Raw genomic sequence first — 14,626 nt, forward strand, 5'->3', positions numbered from 1 at the left:
CGTAGCGGGCGGTGAGTTCACTCAAAATCCCGTTGTTGTCTATGATTACCAGCCAAGTCGAGCGGGTGCTTGCGTACGTGAATTCCTAACGGGTTACTCTGGTTATTTACTGTCGGATGGGTACAGTGCTTACGACACGTTAGAAGGTGTGACTCAAGCGGCTTGCATGGCTCATGCTCGTCGTAAATTTACCGATGCTCAAAAAGCATCGCCGTCAAAGAAAGCAGGTAAACCTGAAAAAGCGTTGAACTATATCGCCAAACTCTATGGGATCGAAAAGCAGGCGAAAAGCTTATCCTCTGCAGAGCGCCAAGCTTTAAGAAGACAACAAGCGCAGCCGATCCTAAGCGAGTTCAAAGAATGGTTAGATGCGCAAAATGTTTTGCCGAAAGGGTTGTTAGGTAAAGCCATTACTTACACTCAAAACCAATGGCCGAAGCTACTCACTTATTTAGAAGATGGCAACATTAGCATCGATAATAATGTAACCGAGCGGGATATTCGGCCCTTTACCACGGGCCGAAAAAATTGGATGTTCTCGATATCCGTTGGTGGAGCCAAAGCAAGTGCTAACTTGTACAGTTTAGTGATGACATGTCGTGCCAATGACATTAATCCCTACTATTACTTCCAACATCTGTTCACTGAGTTGCCAAAACGAACTCCAACCGATGACATGTCGGATCTCATGCCGTGGAACATTAAAATCGGTGAAGCTGATTAAGACTTCACTGGTTAATTAATCGCTTACCGGAGAAAACTATCAGGAACTATAGCTCTGCTATGAGGCAATACGTTCGAATGGTGAATCTTCAGCAGCTAAAAGACTGAAGGGCGGCTTTGCTGATTGTCCATATGTGACAGGCAAGCTTCGATGTGAAGTGTATCGAACCCTTGTTCGTGTAAAGCAGTAGAGGCAATGGCTCTTAATCCATGTGCAACAAGTTCATCTTTAAACCCTAAGCTACGTTTTAATGCTGCATTCGCCGTATAGATGCATATATGGCTATCCGGATTGCGTTCTCCGGGGAAGACAAATGAGCAGATGCTAGGATTTTAACACTATATTGAGAAAGGGCGAAGTTTCTAAAGAGAGAGAATAGTTATTGGTATTAGAAACAAAAAAGCGGCGAGCATTTAGGCTCGCCGCTTTCACTATTAACTCAAGCTTACTTAGTTTACTTAGCTAATTTAGTGATGACACTCATGAGTAGCTTAATGCGTGGTTCAATAGACTCAAGCAGTAGATATTCATCAGCACTATGGAAACCTGCGCCAATCGGGCCTAAGCCATCAAGGGTTGGTACGCCTAAAATAGCGGTGTTGTTGGCATCAGAGCCTCCGCCCACTTCTTGCCAATTAATATCAATTTCAAGCTCTTGAGCCGATTGTTCAACAATGGCCATTAAGGCTTCAGTTTGCACCGAAGGCACCATTGATGGTTTATAGGCTCCGCGTTCTACCGAGATAGAAACACCATCCACAAAAGGGGTTTGCGTCATGGCATTGAGTGCAATATCAATTTGATCGTATTCTGCGTTATCCCAGAAACGAACATCAATCACAGCGGTCGCTAAATCAGGAACGATATTTGCGCCAGCGCCGCCAGAAACAACACCCACGTTTAGGGTTGTGCCTGAGTCAAAGTTAGTCATAGCATTAACCGCTAAGATCCAGTTCGCCATTTCAGTGATCGCACTGCGACCCTTCTCAGGTTCATTACCGGCGTGAGCGGCTTTACCATTAAACGTCACTTTGTAGTTGGCCATGCCTTTACGCGCTTTAACTAAACCGCCATTGGCGCGCGCCGCTTCGGCAACTAATACATTGCGGGCTTTCTTTGCCGTGTTTTGTAGCCACTCAACTGAATCTTCAGAACCTGTTTCTTCATCAGGGTTCATGCAAACACAGATAGAGAGTTTTTCTAATACCGCTTGGTCTAGATGACGAAGTGCGTATACCACGTTCAGCAATCCAGATTTCATGTCAGAAACGCCAGGGCCATAAGCTTTTTCAGCATCGATAGACATTGGACGTTCAACTGCTGTACCCGCAGGAAAAACCGTATCCATGTGGCCAATCATCATGACATCAATATGCTCTGAATCTGGCTTATTGCGAACTTCAAGCCCAACGCCTGCTTTACCACAATCGATATGTTTGACTGACCAACCGTTCATTGCTTGGTATTTTTCGGCCATTAGTGTTGCGATGACTTCGATACCTGCGACGGTGTAGGTTCCACAATCCACATCAATGAGTGGGCGTAGTTCCTCTAGATAATTGTTTAGAGAAAAATTCATCTTCAGTCCTTATACAATCATGTTCATGACAAACATTGCGCCAAAGGCGTTCAGTATAGAGATAGCAATCATTACTGGAATATAGCGGCCTTCAGTGCCGATAGGTCCTAAGATACGACCCATGTATTGTACCTGTGAGCCCATTAGATAGATTGCCGGAGCAAGAATCGCAATGTGAGTACCGTTTAGAATACCTTGGTCAAATAGTGTGATAACAACGCCCACAGCGCCGCCCATCGACATCCACGCGCCAATCAATACTGCGGCCGCTTCACCTGGCAAGCCAAAGACAGCCATGATAGGGGAGAAGACTGAGCCCATTAAATCTAGCGCACCAGTAATTTGCAGTGCTTTGATGATAACGAACGCCATCAATACGTTAGGAACCGTTGAAGTTGTTGCAATAACCCAGCCTTTCTTAGCGCCTTCAACGAAGATGTCTGTCACCATTGGTTTTTTCGCTTTAACTTCGCTCATTATGCTGTCTCCGCTGTCATTTTTTTGTCTTGTTTATCATTGTCTTGTCCTTCTTTTCCTTCCGTTACATTTAGGTAAATTCGGAATAAATTTGCGCCAACAAATTTGAAAGCAAACATCACAACAACGGCAAGGCCAATAGAAGAAGGTACGGCTATAGAACCGTCAGGATTGGTTAACGTAAATAGCACTGCGCCTGAAGAAAAGAAGTTTACAATTGCAGCGCCTGCTGTGAATTGGAACATAGTGAAAATATCAGTTTCGCGCTTAGTTAAATGCTTTTCGTCTTTTAGCTGACGGGTCATTGCTGCCCCAGCATCGGTACTTTGCAATGAGCCAATTAATGCAAGACCAGAGTTACCAGGAATACCCATTAGAGGACGAAGAAGAGGAGTAAGCAGTTTACGAGCCGCATTTAGTGCGCCGTAATGCTCAAGAACATTAATCATGCCTAATGCAAACATCACTGTTGGGATCAGCGTTAGTGCAAAAATGAAACCGTCTCGAGCACCGCTACCGCCTTTACCGCGTAGTGATGTTGTCGCAGCTTGAACACCATCTGCAGTTTCAGAAACAGAATAAGCCACTTTACCAAAAGAACCGTTCAAAGTAGTAAAATCGAGAACACCGTACCATTCACTAGATTGCATTAAGCCTGAAAAGAAAACCACAGCAAAGGCTAAAGCTAAGTAGCTGCCAATACCGACCTTTTTAGCTTTATCAGCTGATTGAGTCATAAATACCTCGTTTGATTAATGAATTGCGATTGTTATGTAGTAACTATTTGCAGGTATTTTGCGTGAATGAATTTCAAAAAGGTGTGATTCTTATCAATAACTATTTATTTATATAAAAAATTATATAAATAGTTTTTTATATTGTGATCGAGCTGAAATTGTGGGTTTTATGTTGAATTGTTGTAACCTAAGGTTGCTGAACATGAGTTCTAGGCTGCCCCAGAACCATAAGATATGAGTGTTGGATTATATAATCGCTTATGTATCGAGCGACTTCGGTGTAAAATATAACCAATTTAGAGTTTGTTATTAAACAGAACGTTTTTGTGTGTGTTATAGAAAGTGCGCTTTTTACGAAGTTAAATCATTGCTGGTCTAGTGTTGATATCAAATAAGTGGCAGTGACTCGTGTTGAGATTTTAATATCATTTGTTGATTACTTTGAATGATTCGATCGGCATCAAATAGCAATCTAGCAATCAGTTTCTTGCGACCAATATTGAAATATAGATGCAACTCATTGCCCATACACTCAACTACATTAAGTTGAGTATGGATAAAAATTACTATCGAGAGTGGTGTTTCTCTCGATAGCATAAATAGGTTTTTTACAGGCTAGCAGAGGTTCTTTGTCCGCCATCAACATGTATCACTTCGCCAGAAATGTAGCTGGCTTTGGGGGACGAAATGAAGGTGACAACATCGGAGATTTCTTCGGCTGTTGCCAGTCTTTTCATTGGATGGCTATTGGCTTTTTCTGCAAATAACTCAGGTTCAGCAACTCTAAATTGGTCCCAACCGCTACCGGGAAATAGGGTTGAGGCAGGCGCAATAGTATTAAAACGAATTTTTCCTGCGTGTTCTTGGGATAACGAATGAATGTACTGCGTGAGTGCTGCTTTAATGGAAGCGTATGAGCTGCTTTGCTCGCTCATTATTGCGCTGACCGAGCCAATAAAACTCACCGCAGGTTCTGTGCCTGTCATAGCTGGAATCACCGCTTCTACATTACGGATAGTGCCGAGTAAGTCGGTTTCAATGGTCTTGCCCCAATCGCCACTCATTGCACTGACATTAGGGATAAAAATATCCACCACACCAATTTCTGTAATCCAAGCGTTGAAATCAGCCTCAATGGTGACATCTAATTGCTTTGCATGGACTTGAGATAAGTCATCTAATTCATTTAATAGAGCGGTGATCTTCTGTTGATTACGACCACAGAAATAAACATTGGCACCCTCATCTAAAAAGCGCTTAACCATAGCCGCGCCTATACCAGTGCTGCCTCCAGTAATAACCACATTTTTGTCTTTTAAACCTAGGTCCATCTATCACATCTCCGATTAGATTGGTATTAACTGATGAAAGTATTGAATATTATCCTAACATAGCCTCGAAATAAGGACTTTGCTATCACCTTAGTTCGCATGCGGTGGCAATTTACTGACTGTAGGTGATTTGAATGGCATTTAGTTCGACAAAACCAATGATTACGTGATTTATAGCCGACAAATGAGTGAGTACTTATTCAGCTTCAACGCTTGGTAAAAGTGGCTTTTTTACGGATGCGTGATAACATCCCCTCAATTTCTGGCAATAGCCTATGCTATGTCCATTCATCTGTTTCTATTGAGTAATCTATGTCATTTTCCAAACTGGGTTTAAGTACTCCTCTTCTTAATGCGATAAAGAAGGCGGGCTATGACAAACCAACTTCTATTCAGCAAAAAGCCATTCCAATTGTATTAGAAGGTAAGAACTTAATTGCCGCAGCGCAAACCGGTACCGGTAAAACGGCAGGCTTTGTGTTACCTATTTTGGAAATGCTAAGCAAAGGTGAAACTCAACGTAAGAAACGCATTCGCGCTTTGATCGTGGTGCCAACGCGTGAACTGGCGATTCAGGTTGATGAGAAAATCAAAGAGTACGCCAGTGAAACAAAGCTTACCTCTATGGCGATGTATGGTGGCGTGGATTACCAACCTCAGAAACAAGGTTTGGTCGATGGTGTCGATGTACTGGTTTCAACACCGGGTCGCTTAATTGATTTATACGGCCAAAAGGCGGTTTATTTTGAAGAAGTAGAAGTACTGGTTCTTGATGAAGCTGACCGTATGTTAGATATGGGTTTTATTGAAGACATCAACAAGATCATTGCTCGCTTACCGCAAGATATTCAAAACCTACTGTTTTCTGCAACCTTGTCTAATCCAGTGCGTGAATTGGCAAAAAGTGCCATTGATGGTGCGGTAGAGATTTCTATTGGCAAACACAATGCATCAAAAGCCAATATTGAACAGTGGTTAGTGACCGTAGATAAAGATAAAAAGTCTGCTTTACTGGCACACATGATTAATGAAAATCAATGGGAACAAGCATTAATTTTCATTCAAACAAAACATGGCGCGGCAAAATTGGCAGCGCAATTAGAAAAACGTGGTATCCACGCAGAAGCTTTCCACAGTGGTCGCAGTCAACCTATTCGTGCTCAGCTTCTAGCAGACTTTAAAGCCGGTAAAATTCAGTACATGATTGCAACAGGAGTTGGCGCGCGCGGTATCGATATTGATAACCTGCCACGAGTGATCAACTACGATTTGCCTTTTCCTGCTGATGAATACGTGCACCGCATTGGTCGTACAGGACGTGCGGATAAAAACGGTGAAGCGATCTCATTTGTATCAAGAGATAACTTCAAAAACCTATGCATGATTGAAAGCCGTTTGGGACATTTAATTGAACGTCGCCAAGTAGAAGGTTTTATACCAAGTAAAGAAGTGCCAGTTTCTGTGCTTAATTACGTGCCAAAGCATAAGCGAGAGCCTAGAGACTAAGAAACAGATTTAATCTTGTTATTTTAGTTAATAAACGGTCGCCAGTGATTTCACGGCGGCCGTTTTTGTTTTAACCCGCTAGGATAAAGCGACTATTCTCTAATTGTGTGGTACTTGCTATGGTTAGTGGGTTATAGGTGCAGGGTGAGATCACGAACGTTATTTGAACAAAATCATGTGCATTATCGGAACAAGCCTTTGTTGTATGGATTTGTGGCATGGATGCCACAATGAAGCCATCAAGGATGATTTCACGGCGTCTTGTGGAGATGATGTATATGATTGGTCGATAAGTGTTCACTCATGCGTTCACCCTAGTTATAGGTGTGAATAGAGATGTTAATAAGGGCGATAAAATGATAATTCCTCATGACTTTATCAATTACAAAAAGACGGATATCTTTTCTAAAGATAAGATCCCAAAGATGTTTTTGTTTGAACACAATACAAAAGCAGGGGTGTACGGAAAAATTAACGTACTGACTGGCACATTAAAGTTTACTGGTTTTACTGAGCGTCGAGGTGATGTAGAAAATGAAACTTTGATTAATGCTGGTGACTGTTTGGTATCACCGCCGGAATATTGGCATAAAGTTGAATTTATGACAGACGATACGCAATTCTTTGTCGAGTTTTATGCTCAAAAAGATTCAGAAATAGCCATTCAAAATCTCAGCGAACGTAACTAAGCCTAGTATTTATTCAAATTTATTAGCGGCTAAGTCTAAGTCTAAGTTACTCAATACAAATACAAAAAAGCGCTTCATCGCATATACGGTGAAGCGCTTTTTTATTATTTGAAAGGCTGATTAAAGACTTACTACGATGTTTATTAAGCGGCGATTTGCTTCGCTGCTTCAGTCTTTGGAAATACTGGGCGACCAACAGGTAAGATAGTACGACCGTATTCAGCGTTTAGCAGTTGCGCCATTGCAAAGTAGATTGCAGATGCGCCACAGAAGATACCTTCGATACCAGCAATGAAGCCAATAGTGTGGTTGCCTGTGTAATCGTGAGCGGCAAGTAAGAAGAACAAAATGGTTAATGAACCAAAGATCACTTGCTTAGCAAACGGGTAGCGTAAAGAACCAATGAACATGAAGCCTGTGAAGATACCCCAAAGAACAAGGAACCATACCATGAAGCCTGCAGGGCTTGCTGGTAGCCCCATTTTTGGCATAACGATAATACCCACTAGTGTTAGCCAAAATAGGCCATAAGATGTAAATGCAGTTGTACCGAATGTATCACCACGTTTAAAACACATAATGCCAACAATGACTTGGCTTAAACCACCGTAGAAGATACCCATAGCTAGGATCATAGAATCCATTGGGAAGAAACCTGCGTTGTGGATGTTAAGCAAGACGGTGGTCATCCCGAAGCCCATGAGTCCAAGTGGAGCAGGATTGGCCAGTTTGTTTGACATATGATTACCTTATTCAAAATAGTGCGTAAAAATTAGCCGAGAATTTTAATTGAACGAACATGGATTACAAAACACTTAAAGCAAAAACTAAGATTGCGTTTTTATTATGAAATCTGTGGGTGTTGTTTTGGAGGCGGTGGGGATGGTGTTACAAAGATAGAAAACAATAAAAAAGGGAATCTGAGTCGATTCCCTTTTAAGCAAATAGAGGTATTAGCGCTACTCTCTAGGAGACGAGGTTGCGTATACCACTAAACCAATACCAGCAAACGCGCATGATAATACAAATGAGGTCACGTGTGATGGAATGAAGCCATACAACGCATAGCCTGTACCACTAATTGCCAGAAGAACAAACAATGGTAGAGCAGGTACGCGAATCAGTCTTTTTACATCCGGTTTAGTGATACGTAAGCGCCATACACCGATAAATAATGATGCATAGATGATCCACATAATTGCGATAGGTAGATCGCCATATAGGTCAAAAATATTCTTATCGACGTCAGTACCAGCAATCACAAAACCAATGATCATGTAGATGGCTACAACCGTCAGCATGGTTAGCCCTGAACGTACCGGAAGGTTTGTTTTTGGTGAAACAGTTAATAGCGCTGCTGAACCCTTAAAGTTACGACGCATTGCTAAAGAGTAAGGCATACGCATACCAAGCAACATAAGGCCGTTAAAGCCACCTAGCGCTGAAATAACAATGAAGAATGATAGAGTTCGACCGATATTGTCACCAAATAGCAAACTAGCAACTTGGGAGACGCCCATTTCGTTGGCTGCGTAAGCTGTGCCTTGAGATACCGAAAGTAGCCCTAAAGTGAAAATAACGTAAACCAGTCCAATGATCGCGAGACCGCCTACCATTGCTAATGGCAAGTTACGTTGAGGGTTCTTAATTTCGTGAGCAACAGTCGTTACATAAATCCAGCCGTCAAAAGCAAACAAAACCGGAATTAATGCAGCTGCAATTGCAGTAGCAAAGCTTACTTGTGTAATAGAAGCAACAGCGTCTGCTGAAGCATTAACCACATCACCGTGATAGAACAAACCAAAAATTGCGATACTTAGCAAAGGAATCAGTTTGATTAGGGTAGAGATGCGTTGTAACAATCCACCTAATGATTCGGCCAATAAGTTAGCGGCAGCAAAGACAACAAAATATAAAGCGGATAGGCCTGCTAGCATTGGGATGGTAGGTTCTACTTGTAAAAAAGCACAAGTGAATACCGCTGAGTAGTATAAAATCACACATAAAATCAGTGGGATATAAAGAAGAGTTTGTACCCAACCTACGAAAAAGCCAAAGCGTTCGCCCCAAGCCGTTTCACTAAATGACATCAATCCACCGGTTTTTGAACCCATGGACGCAATTTCAGAGATTACAATTGCCGCAATTGTGGTCAGTAAAGCGGCGAGAACCCATGCAATAACAGCATAAGCACCATTACCACCTGTCGCTTGTAAAACCGGTCCTGTTTTAAAAAATATGCCGATCCCTACTACGATCCCGACAACCAGTGACACTGCGGTACCTAAACCGTATTTAGGCTGTAACTTTTCGTGCACTTGCATTCCCTCTATGTAACTTCTAGCAAAAAAACATCTAGCAAAAAATCTCGAACTATTGGTTTCGAGAACTTATTAAGGCGTGCAGTGTAGACTAATTGAAAAAAAATGAGAACTACAATGCCTTTCGTGTGAGCATACATAAAAGTAAAGTGATTTCGCGTAGGGTAAGCTTAGATTGCAATTATTTTTATTTGAAATGAAAAGGATTGTTTTGCAGATAAAATAACGAGCACAACAGGGTTAAATAATAATTAATTGTCATCAGCCCATGCTGAGGTTATGAAGAAGAATTACTAAGAAATGCTTGTGCCTGTTTGATATGCGTGATGATCTTTACTCGATCAACACCTAAGTGATTAGAGTCTAAAATCATCGTCCAGTGAGTGATCGCTTGTTGGTACCTTGCACTTAGAAAATGATCCGATGCGATGAGTTGTAACGCAGTTTCATTAAAAGGATCCATCTCTAAAGTCATGTTGAGTAAACGCTGAACTTCGGGGGTGATGGTTTGTGAGTGTTGGTAGTAAAGAGCGCTGGCAAGCGCGGCAAATTGTCCCCCGTAAGGGGCGTTTGCTAAGCGAATCGAATAGTTAAAACAAGTCGCAGCGGAGTCAAACTGATATTGCGTCATATACAGTTGGCCCAGTTCAAACCATGCTTTTTGATCGTTTCGGTTCTGGGTAAGGTGCTGTTGTTTTTGTTCCATTATTTGTTGGATGGTCTGAGGTTTTGATACTTCAGCCATAGCGGGTGGATTGTCTCTTAGAGCCTGCCAGAGGCTTAGAGTCAGGATAAATAAAACAGATGTAGTGGCAGAGGACAGAATAAGGCTTTGCTTGTTTGGCAACCTAGCGCGCAGTACGGCATAACTGATGCAAGCAGTCAGTAGTAATAAACCGATAAGCAGTGAATAGGTGGTTAGCATGCAATGCCTCATTGATAATAGGGCTCCAAATCAGTGGAGCCCTAGATTATACCTATCGTGGTAAGTCTGCGTCAGTCTAGCGACTCTCAAGAGTTTTTCTTACGCTATTTCTGACTGTGATAGGGACTACTTATTATTGTTAGTAAGTTGCTTCTCGTTTTTCAGCTGCTTCATCCCATTTTGGTGCGAGCGTCTTTAAGAAGTGTTCTTTTTCAGCTTTCATTGCTTCCATATCCATTCCCAGTGCGGCTTGCGCCTTCTCTTTAGTCGAGATATCAGGAATTTGTACAGGATCAGTGATGCCTTTCTTCGCTAACAGACGAATCAGTTTAGTACGTGCATCTGCCGCTTTATTAATGGCAGTACCTAACTCCTCTAATGCAATTTCAGGGGCGTGCATGTGAATACCATGAGAGGCAATCGCATAATCCCAGCGCCATTGTGCATGACGAATATCTTGCAAGATGTCTTTCATTTCCTGTTCTGTTGCGCCAGCATCCCAAGCCGCTTTTGCTTCAAAGTGAGCGGCAACAATTTGTCTTTCTGCCGTTAGTTTCAGGTTAAGTACCTGCGCTTTACGGGTTGAAACAACTTCTTGAAGCTGATCTTTGGTTTGGGTGTGACAATTTGCACAAGTATCTTCGAAGCGATCAAATGGGTTACCAATCTTGTGGTCGGTAAATACCGTACCATCTTCGTTTTCAACTTTAGGCATATGACAGTCAGCACAGCCGACGTTGTTTTTGCCGTGAATGCCATCGCGCCATGTTTCGTAGCCTGGGTGCTGCGCTTTTAGCATAGGTGCTTTAGAAACAGCGTGGGTCCAATCAGAAAAACCAATTGCGTCGTAATAAAGCTCCATTTCGTGCGCTTTAGTGCCCATATCCCAAGGGAATTTCACGGCATTTTTCGCATCTTTTACGAAGTAGTATTCAACGTGACACTGAGCACAAACACCGGCTTGTTGTTCAACGCGTGATTGGTCTTCAAATGGTTTACCAATCGTATTAAAAGCACGCTCAACATAAGGACGGGTTATCGCAAGCTCTGGTTCGCCATTCTTGAATTTTTCACTGCCTGTATCGTGACAGTCAGAACAACCAATAGAATTGACGACTTCATCGCCGCCACGCGCCCATTTGCCGTCAAAATAGCCGTCTTCGCCGTGCTCATCAATGAGACGTGCAACATCTGGGCTTTTACAGCTCCAACATGCCATAGGCATAGGGCCAGACTTTTCATCGGTAGGACCGCCAGTACGTAGGGTTTCTCTTAAATCATCAATGGCGTAAAAGTGACCACGTGCTTTGTTGTAGTCTTTGGCAAAGCCATAGCCTGCCCAAAGGACAACCATTTTAGGGTCGCCTGCTAAAGCATCGTCTATTGATTCGCTTTCACTGGTGGCTTTCCAGGTATGAAATTGATCGGGGTGTGCTTGTTCGAACGCTTGATTACGCGGATCAATACGCACTTTATTTTCGTCTGACGCCGATGTATTGAAGGTCAATAACCCCAACAAAGCTATAGGCGCAAGCAGACCTAATTTCCACTTACTATTCACCATGTTATCTCCAAACTCTCATTTTTATGAATTGCGTTGTGGGGCAGGTTCCTAAAAAGAATTGGAGGAGTTGGCTACAGGTGATGCAATATAGCCAACCCTGTCACTATAAATGAAAAAATAGATTTCATGTTTGTGTGAATTGCATGGCGTTGATCTTAATCAATATTCGCTATCGATCGCGGTCACAGATAAATAATGTTCTTTTTACGCTGCTTTAAATATTAGATTGAATGATATCTATTACTATTTAATCGTATTTTCACCATGCAATAACATTGATAATAATTATGGATGCTGGTCACTAATATGCATTAATTTGCTAGGTAACTAGCTGTTTAAACATTATTATTATGGAAAGCGTTGTGGCTTATCCTAAATAAGAATTGATTACACTTAGTTTTGTATATTTACAAATCTAAGAGTTGTTAATTGATAGTCGAAATAATGTAAAAATATTTTGATTTAAGGAAAGGATACAATGGGCAATATTAAATTGACCATAGCCACATTGCTGAGAATATTTATAGCATCGTGTCTATTTGGTTATTCAATTAATGCTTTGGCCAATGATGGTGTCCCGAGTAATTCAGCGACATCTGAACGCTTTAAAGTAGAGTTTACCCGTGATAAAGATTACAAATGTACTCAATGTCACAAAGACTCTAAACACACTTTAGCTGGATCTCATGGGCAAAACGTTATTGATAAAATCGGCAAAGAAGTTAACTGTACCGATTGTCATAGCAATATCGGACCAGATCATAGAGACGGAGCCTCAACCGTCACTAAATACTCTGATGCACAGTCTCAAGCTGGGACAGATAAGCATCAACTACCCACCGATCAAATTCTAAAAGCTAACAGCATGTGTACCGATTGTCATACACCAGAACGCTTGCAAAAAGCGAACTGGACACATGATGTGCACGCCAAAAATTTGACCTGTACTAACTGCCATACCGTTCATGCAACTGATGCCAAAGTGCTTTCCTTTGACCGTAAGGCCAAGATTGGTACGTGTGTCGACTGTCATTCTGACATCAATCACCAGCGTGAAGAGTAGGAGGGGCTATGAGTTGTTCTAGAAGAAACTTTATCGCAGGTACTGGCGCAGTCATTTTTACTACCGGTGTCGGCACAAGTGTTGCTTTATCAAGTGGCCGTTCGTTTGCTGCCGCTGAAGAGAAAAAAGCAATTAAATACGGCATGTTACATGATGAAAATGCGTGTATTGGTTGTACAGCATGTACTGAAGCATGCAGCGAAGTGAACAAGGTTCCTGAGGGTGTCAGCCGTTTGAATATTAAACGTTCTGAACCTATTGGCGAATTTCCTGATGTGGAATATCGCTTTACCCGTGACTCTTGCCAACACTGCGAAAACCCGCCGTGTGTGTATGTTTGCCCTACAGGGGCGGCTTACAAAGACGAGAAAACCGGCATTGTTGATGTTCATAAAGACAAATGTGTCGGCTGCGGTTATTGCCTGGCAGCTTGTCCTTATCAAGTGCGCTTTTTCCATCCAGAAAACAAATCTGCAGACAAATGTAATTTCTGTAGAGATACCAATCTTGCACAAGGTAAGTTGCCTGCGTGTGTTGAAAGTTGCCCAACCGATGCCTTGGTATTTGGTGACTTAAATGATGCAAATAGCAACATCAATAAAGCGATCATGGCACAACCTGTTTACCGTGACAAAGTCACTTTAGGTACTAAGCCACAAATGTATAAAGTGCCGTTTGATAAGGGAGAGGTGTAACATGAGTAGTGCATTTCATTTCGACTCCTTAGTATGGGATTGGATCATTGCGATCTACCTATTCTTAGCGGGTATGTCAGCAGGCGCTGTATTAGTTGGTTTGTATTTAAAGCGTAAAGTGATAATTGGTAATGCGGCAAATAATGGCATTATTAAAGCCATCGCTTGGCTTGCGCCGATTGGCATTATTGCGGGATTAACCATATTAATCTTCCATTTAACAAAACCGCTGACCTTTTGGAAAATCATGATTTATTTCAACCCAACATCTGTGATGTCTATGGGTGTGATTTTATTCCAAATTTATATGGCGGTATTGTTTGTGTGGATTGGTATTATTTTCCGTACAACCATTACTCAATACATCAGAAAATACTTGGGAGATCGTTTTTCCTTTGTGGAAGGGTTACTGCTTAAATTTAAACAGTTTGAAAACTCTTTAGAGCTGTTTTTAGGCATTTTAGCCGTAGCGTTGGCCGCTTATACCGGATTTTTATTATCGGCGCTGCAAACTTATCCGATGTTAAATAATCCGGTACTGCCGATTCTGTTCTTATTCTCTAGTTTGTCATCAGGCGCAGCCGCGTGCTTGTTGTTTGGCATTTTAGTGTTTAAAGAAGATTCGCGTAGCCCAAGTGTTGCATGGATCCACAGTTTTGAACGACCAGTGGTGTTGTTCGAGCTGTTTGTGTTAGTGACTTTTTTCACCGGTCTTATCTTTGCTGGCGGACAAAGTGAACTTGCCGCATGGAATGCCATCGGCGGAGGCTTTTGGTCTAACTGGTTCTGGTTTGGCGTGATTGGCTTGGGGATGTTAATGCCTCTTGCTATGAACTACTTTACTCCATCGCAAACGAAACATAATCACGGATTTATTCTTATCGTGACCAGTTTGAGTTTGATTGGTGTATTAATGCTACGAACCTTTGTTCTTTACGCAGGACAAATGACGGTTGTATAACGCACGTTGATAACCGAAGCCCTAGGTAGTATGACGTTGCATGCTACCTAGGCA

The 14,626-nt window shown here is 42.0% G+C and carries 15 protein-coding genes; 6 read left to right on the forward strand and 9 right to left on the reverse strand.

Features of this window, described 5'->3' with window-relative positions; genetic code table 11:
* A partial coding sequence (gene tnpC, locus A9260_RS08880; protein ID WP_156684028.1) for an IS66 family transposase occupies positions 1-724 on the forward strand: 724 nt, incomplete at its 5' end.
* A gap of 454 nt (positions 725-1,178) precedes the next feature.
* Here tnpC and A9260_RS08885 read toward each other — a convergent pair.
* The 4 genes from A9260_RS08885 to A9260_RS08900 all read right to left on the reverse strand — a co-directional run bounded on the left by A9260_RS08885 (position 1,179) and on the right by A9260_RS08900 (position 4,848).
* The gene (locus A9260_RS08885) at positions 1,179-2,303 is read right to left on the reverse strand and encodes a M20 family metallopeptidase (protein WP_068698190.1); all 1,125 of its coding nucleotides are present in this window, start codon (positions 2,301-2,303) and stop codon (positions 1,179-1,181) included.
* A gap of 9 nt (positions 2,304-2,312) precedes the next feature.
* Positions 2,313-2,780, reverse strand: coding sequence for a YjiG family protein (locus A9260_RS08890; RefSeq protein ID WP_068698192.1), 468 nt, complete (start codon positions 2,778-2,780; stop codon positions 2,313-2,315).
* Entirely contained in the window at positions 2,780-3,517 is a 738-nt protein-coding gene (locus A9260_RS08895; protein WP_068698194.1) for a nucleoside recognition domain-containing protein, read from the reverse strand. Before A9260_RS08895 ends, A9260_RS08890 begins: the two co-directional genes overlap by 1 nt.
* Positions 3,518-4,125: 608 nt before the next feature.
* Positions 4,126-4,848 (reverse strand): SDR family NAD(P)-dependent oxidoreductase, encoded by a 723-nt coding sequence (locus A9260_RS08900; RefSeq protein ID WP_068698196.1) that lies wholly within the window; start codon positions 4,846-4,848, stop codon positions 4,126-4,128.
* Between the two features lie 312 nt (positions 4,849-5,160).
* Here A9260_RS08900 and A9260_RS08905 point away from each other — a divergent pair, with 312 nt between their 5' ends.
* On the forward strand, positions 5,161-6,354 hold the full coding sequence (locus A9260_RS08905) for a DEAD/DEAH box helicase (RefSeq protein WP_068698198.1): 1,194 nt from the start codon (positions 5,161-5,163) through the stop codon (positions 6,352-6,354).
* Positions 6,355-6,424: 70 nt separating this feature from the next.
* On the opposite strand, the gene A9260_RS16925 is transcribed toward A9260_RS08905, so the two are convergent.
* Positions 6,425-6,655: a hypothetical protein gene (locus A9260_RS16925; protein WP_156684029.1), complete on the reverse strand. Its 231-nt coding sequence runs from the start codon at positions 6,653-6,655 to the stop codon at positions 6,425-6,427.
* 55 nt (positions 6,656-6,710) lie between these two features.
* On the opposite strand from A9260_RS16925, the gene A9260_RS08910 reads away from it, so the two are divergent.
* Positions 6,711-7,043: a DUF1971 domain-containing protein gene (locus A9260_RS08910; RefSeq protein WP_068698200.1), complete on the forward strand. Its 333-nt coding sequence runs from the start codon at positions 6,711-6,713 to the stop codon at positions 7,041-7,043.
* A 143-nt stretch (positions 7,044-7,186) separates the two neighbouring features.
* On the opposite strand, the gene A9260_RS08915 is transcribed toward A9260_RS08910, so the two are convergent.
* From A9260_RS08915 to nrfA, 4 genes are all read right to left on the reverse strand, one after another.
* Positions 7,187-7,783 carry an acetate uptake transporter gene (locus A9260_RS08915; protein ID WP_068698201.1) on the reverse strand — a complete coding sequence of 199 codons (597 nt, stop codon included), beginning with the start codon at positions 7,781-7,783 and terminating at the stop codon, positions 7,187-7,189.
* 219 nt (positions 7,784-8,002) lie between these two features.
* Entirely contained in the window at positions 8,003-9,361 is a 1,359-nt protein-coding gene (locus A9260_RS08920) for an APC family permease (protein WP_068698278.1), read from the reverse strand.
* A gap of 280 nt (positions 9,362-9,641) precedes the next feature.
* The gene (locus A9260_RS08925; RefSeq protein ID WP_068698203.1) at positions 9,642-10,289 is read right to left on the reverse strand and encodes a TPR domain-containing protein; all 648 of its coding nucleotides are present in this window, start codon (positions 10,287-10,289) and stop codon (positions 9,642-9,644) included.
* Positions 10,290-10,428: 139 nt separating this feature from the next.
* The gene (nrfA, locus tag A9260_RS08930) at positions 10,429-11,853 is read right to left on the reverse strand and encodes an ammonia-forming nitrite reductase cytochrome c552 subunit (protein WP_068698205.1); all 1,425 of its coding nucleotides are present in this window, start codon (positions 11,851-11,853) and stop codon (positions 10,429-10,431) included.
* Between the two features lie 478 nt (positions 11,854-12,331).
* On the opposite strand from nrfA, the gene nrfB reads away from it, so the two are divergent.
* Genes nrfB through nrfD form a run of 3 tightly spaced genes read left to right on the forward strand, consistent with a single transcriptional unit; the run spans position 12,332 to position 14,572 of the window.
* Positions 12,332-12,916, forward strand: a complete 585-nt coding sequence (gene nrfB, locus A9260_RS08935) for a cytochrome c nitrite reductase pentaheme subunit (RefSeq protein ID WP_068698207.1) — start codon at positions 12,332-12,334, stop codon at positions 12,914-12,916.
* Positions 12,917-12,924: 8 nt separating this feature from the next.
* The gene (gene nrfC / locus A9260_RS08940) at positions 12,925-13,611 is read left to right on the forward strand and encodes a cytochrome c nitrite reductase Fe-S protein (protein ID WP_068698209.1); all 687 of its coding nucleotides are present in this window, start codon (positions 12,925-12,927) and stop codon (positions 13,609-13,611) included.
* 1 nt (position 13,612) lies between these two features.
* Positions 13,613-14,572: a cytochrome c nitrite reductase subunit NrfD gene (nrfD, locus tag A9260_RS08945; RefSeq protein WP_068698210.1), complete on the forward strand. Its 960-nt coding sequence runs from the start codon at positions 13,613-13,615 to the stop codon at positions 14,570-14,572.
* Positions 14,573-14,626 lie beyond the last annotated feature (54 nt).

The sequence above is a fragment of the Vibrio sp. UCD-FRSSP16_30 genome (assembly GCF_001676025.1).
GTDB lineage: Bacteria > Pseudomonadota > Gammaproteobacteria > Enterobacterales > Vibrionaceae > Vibrio.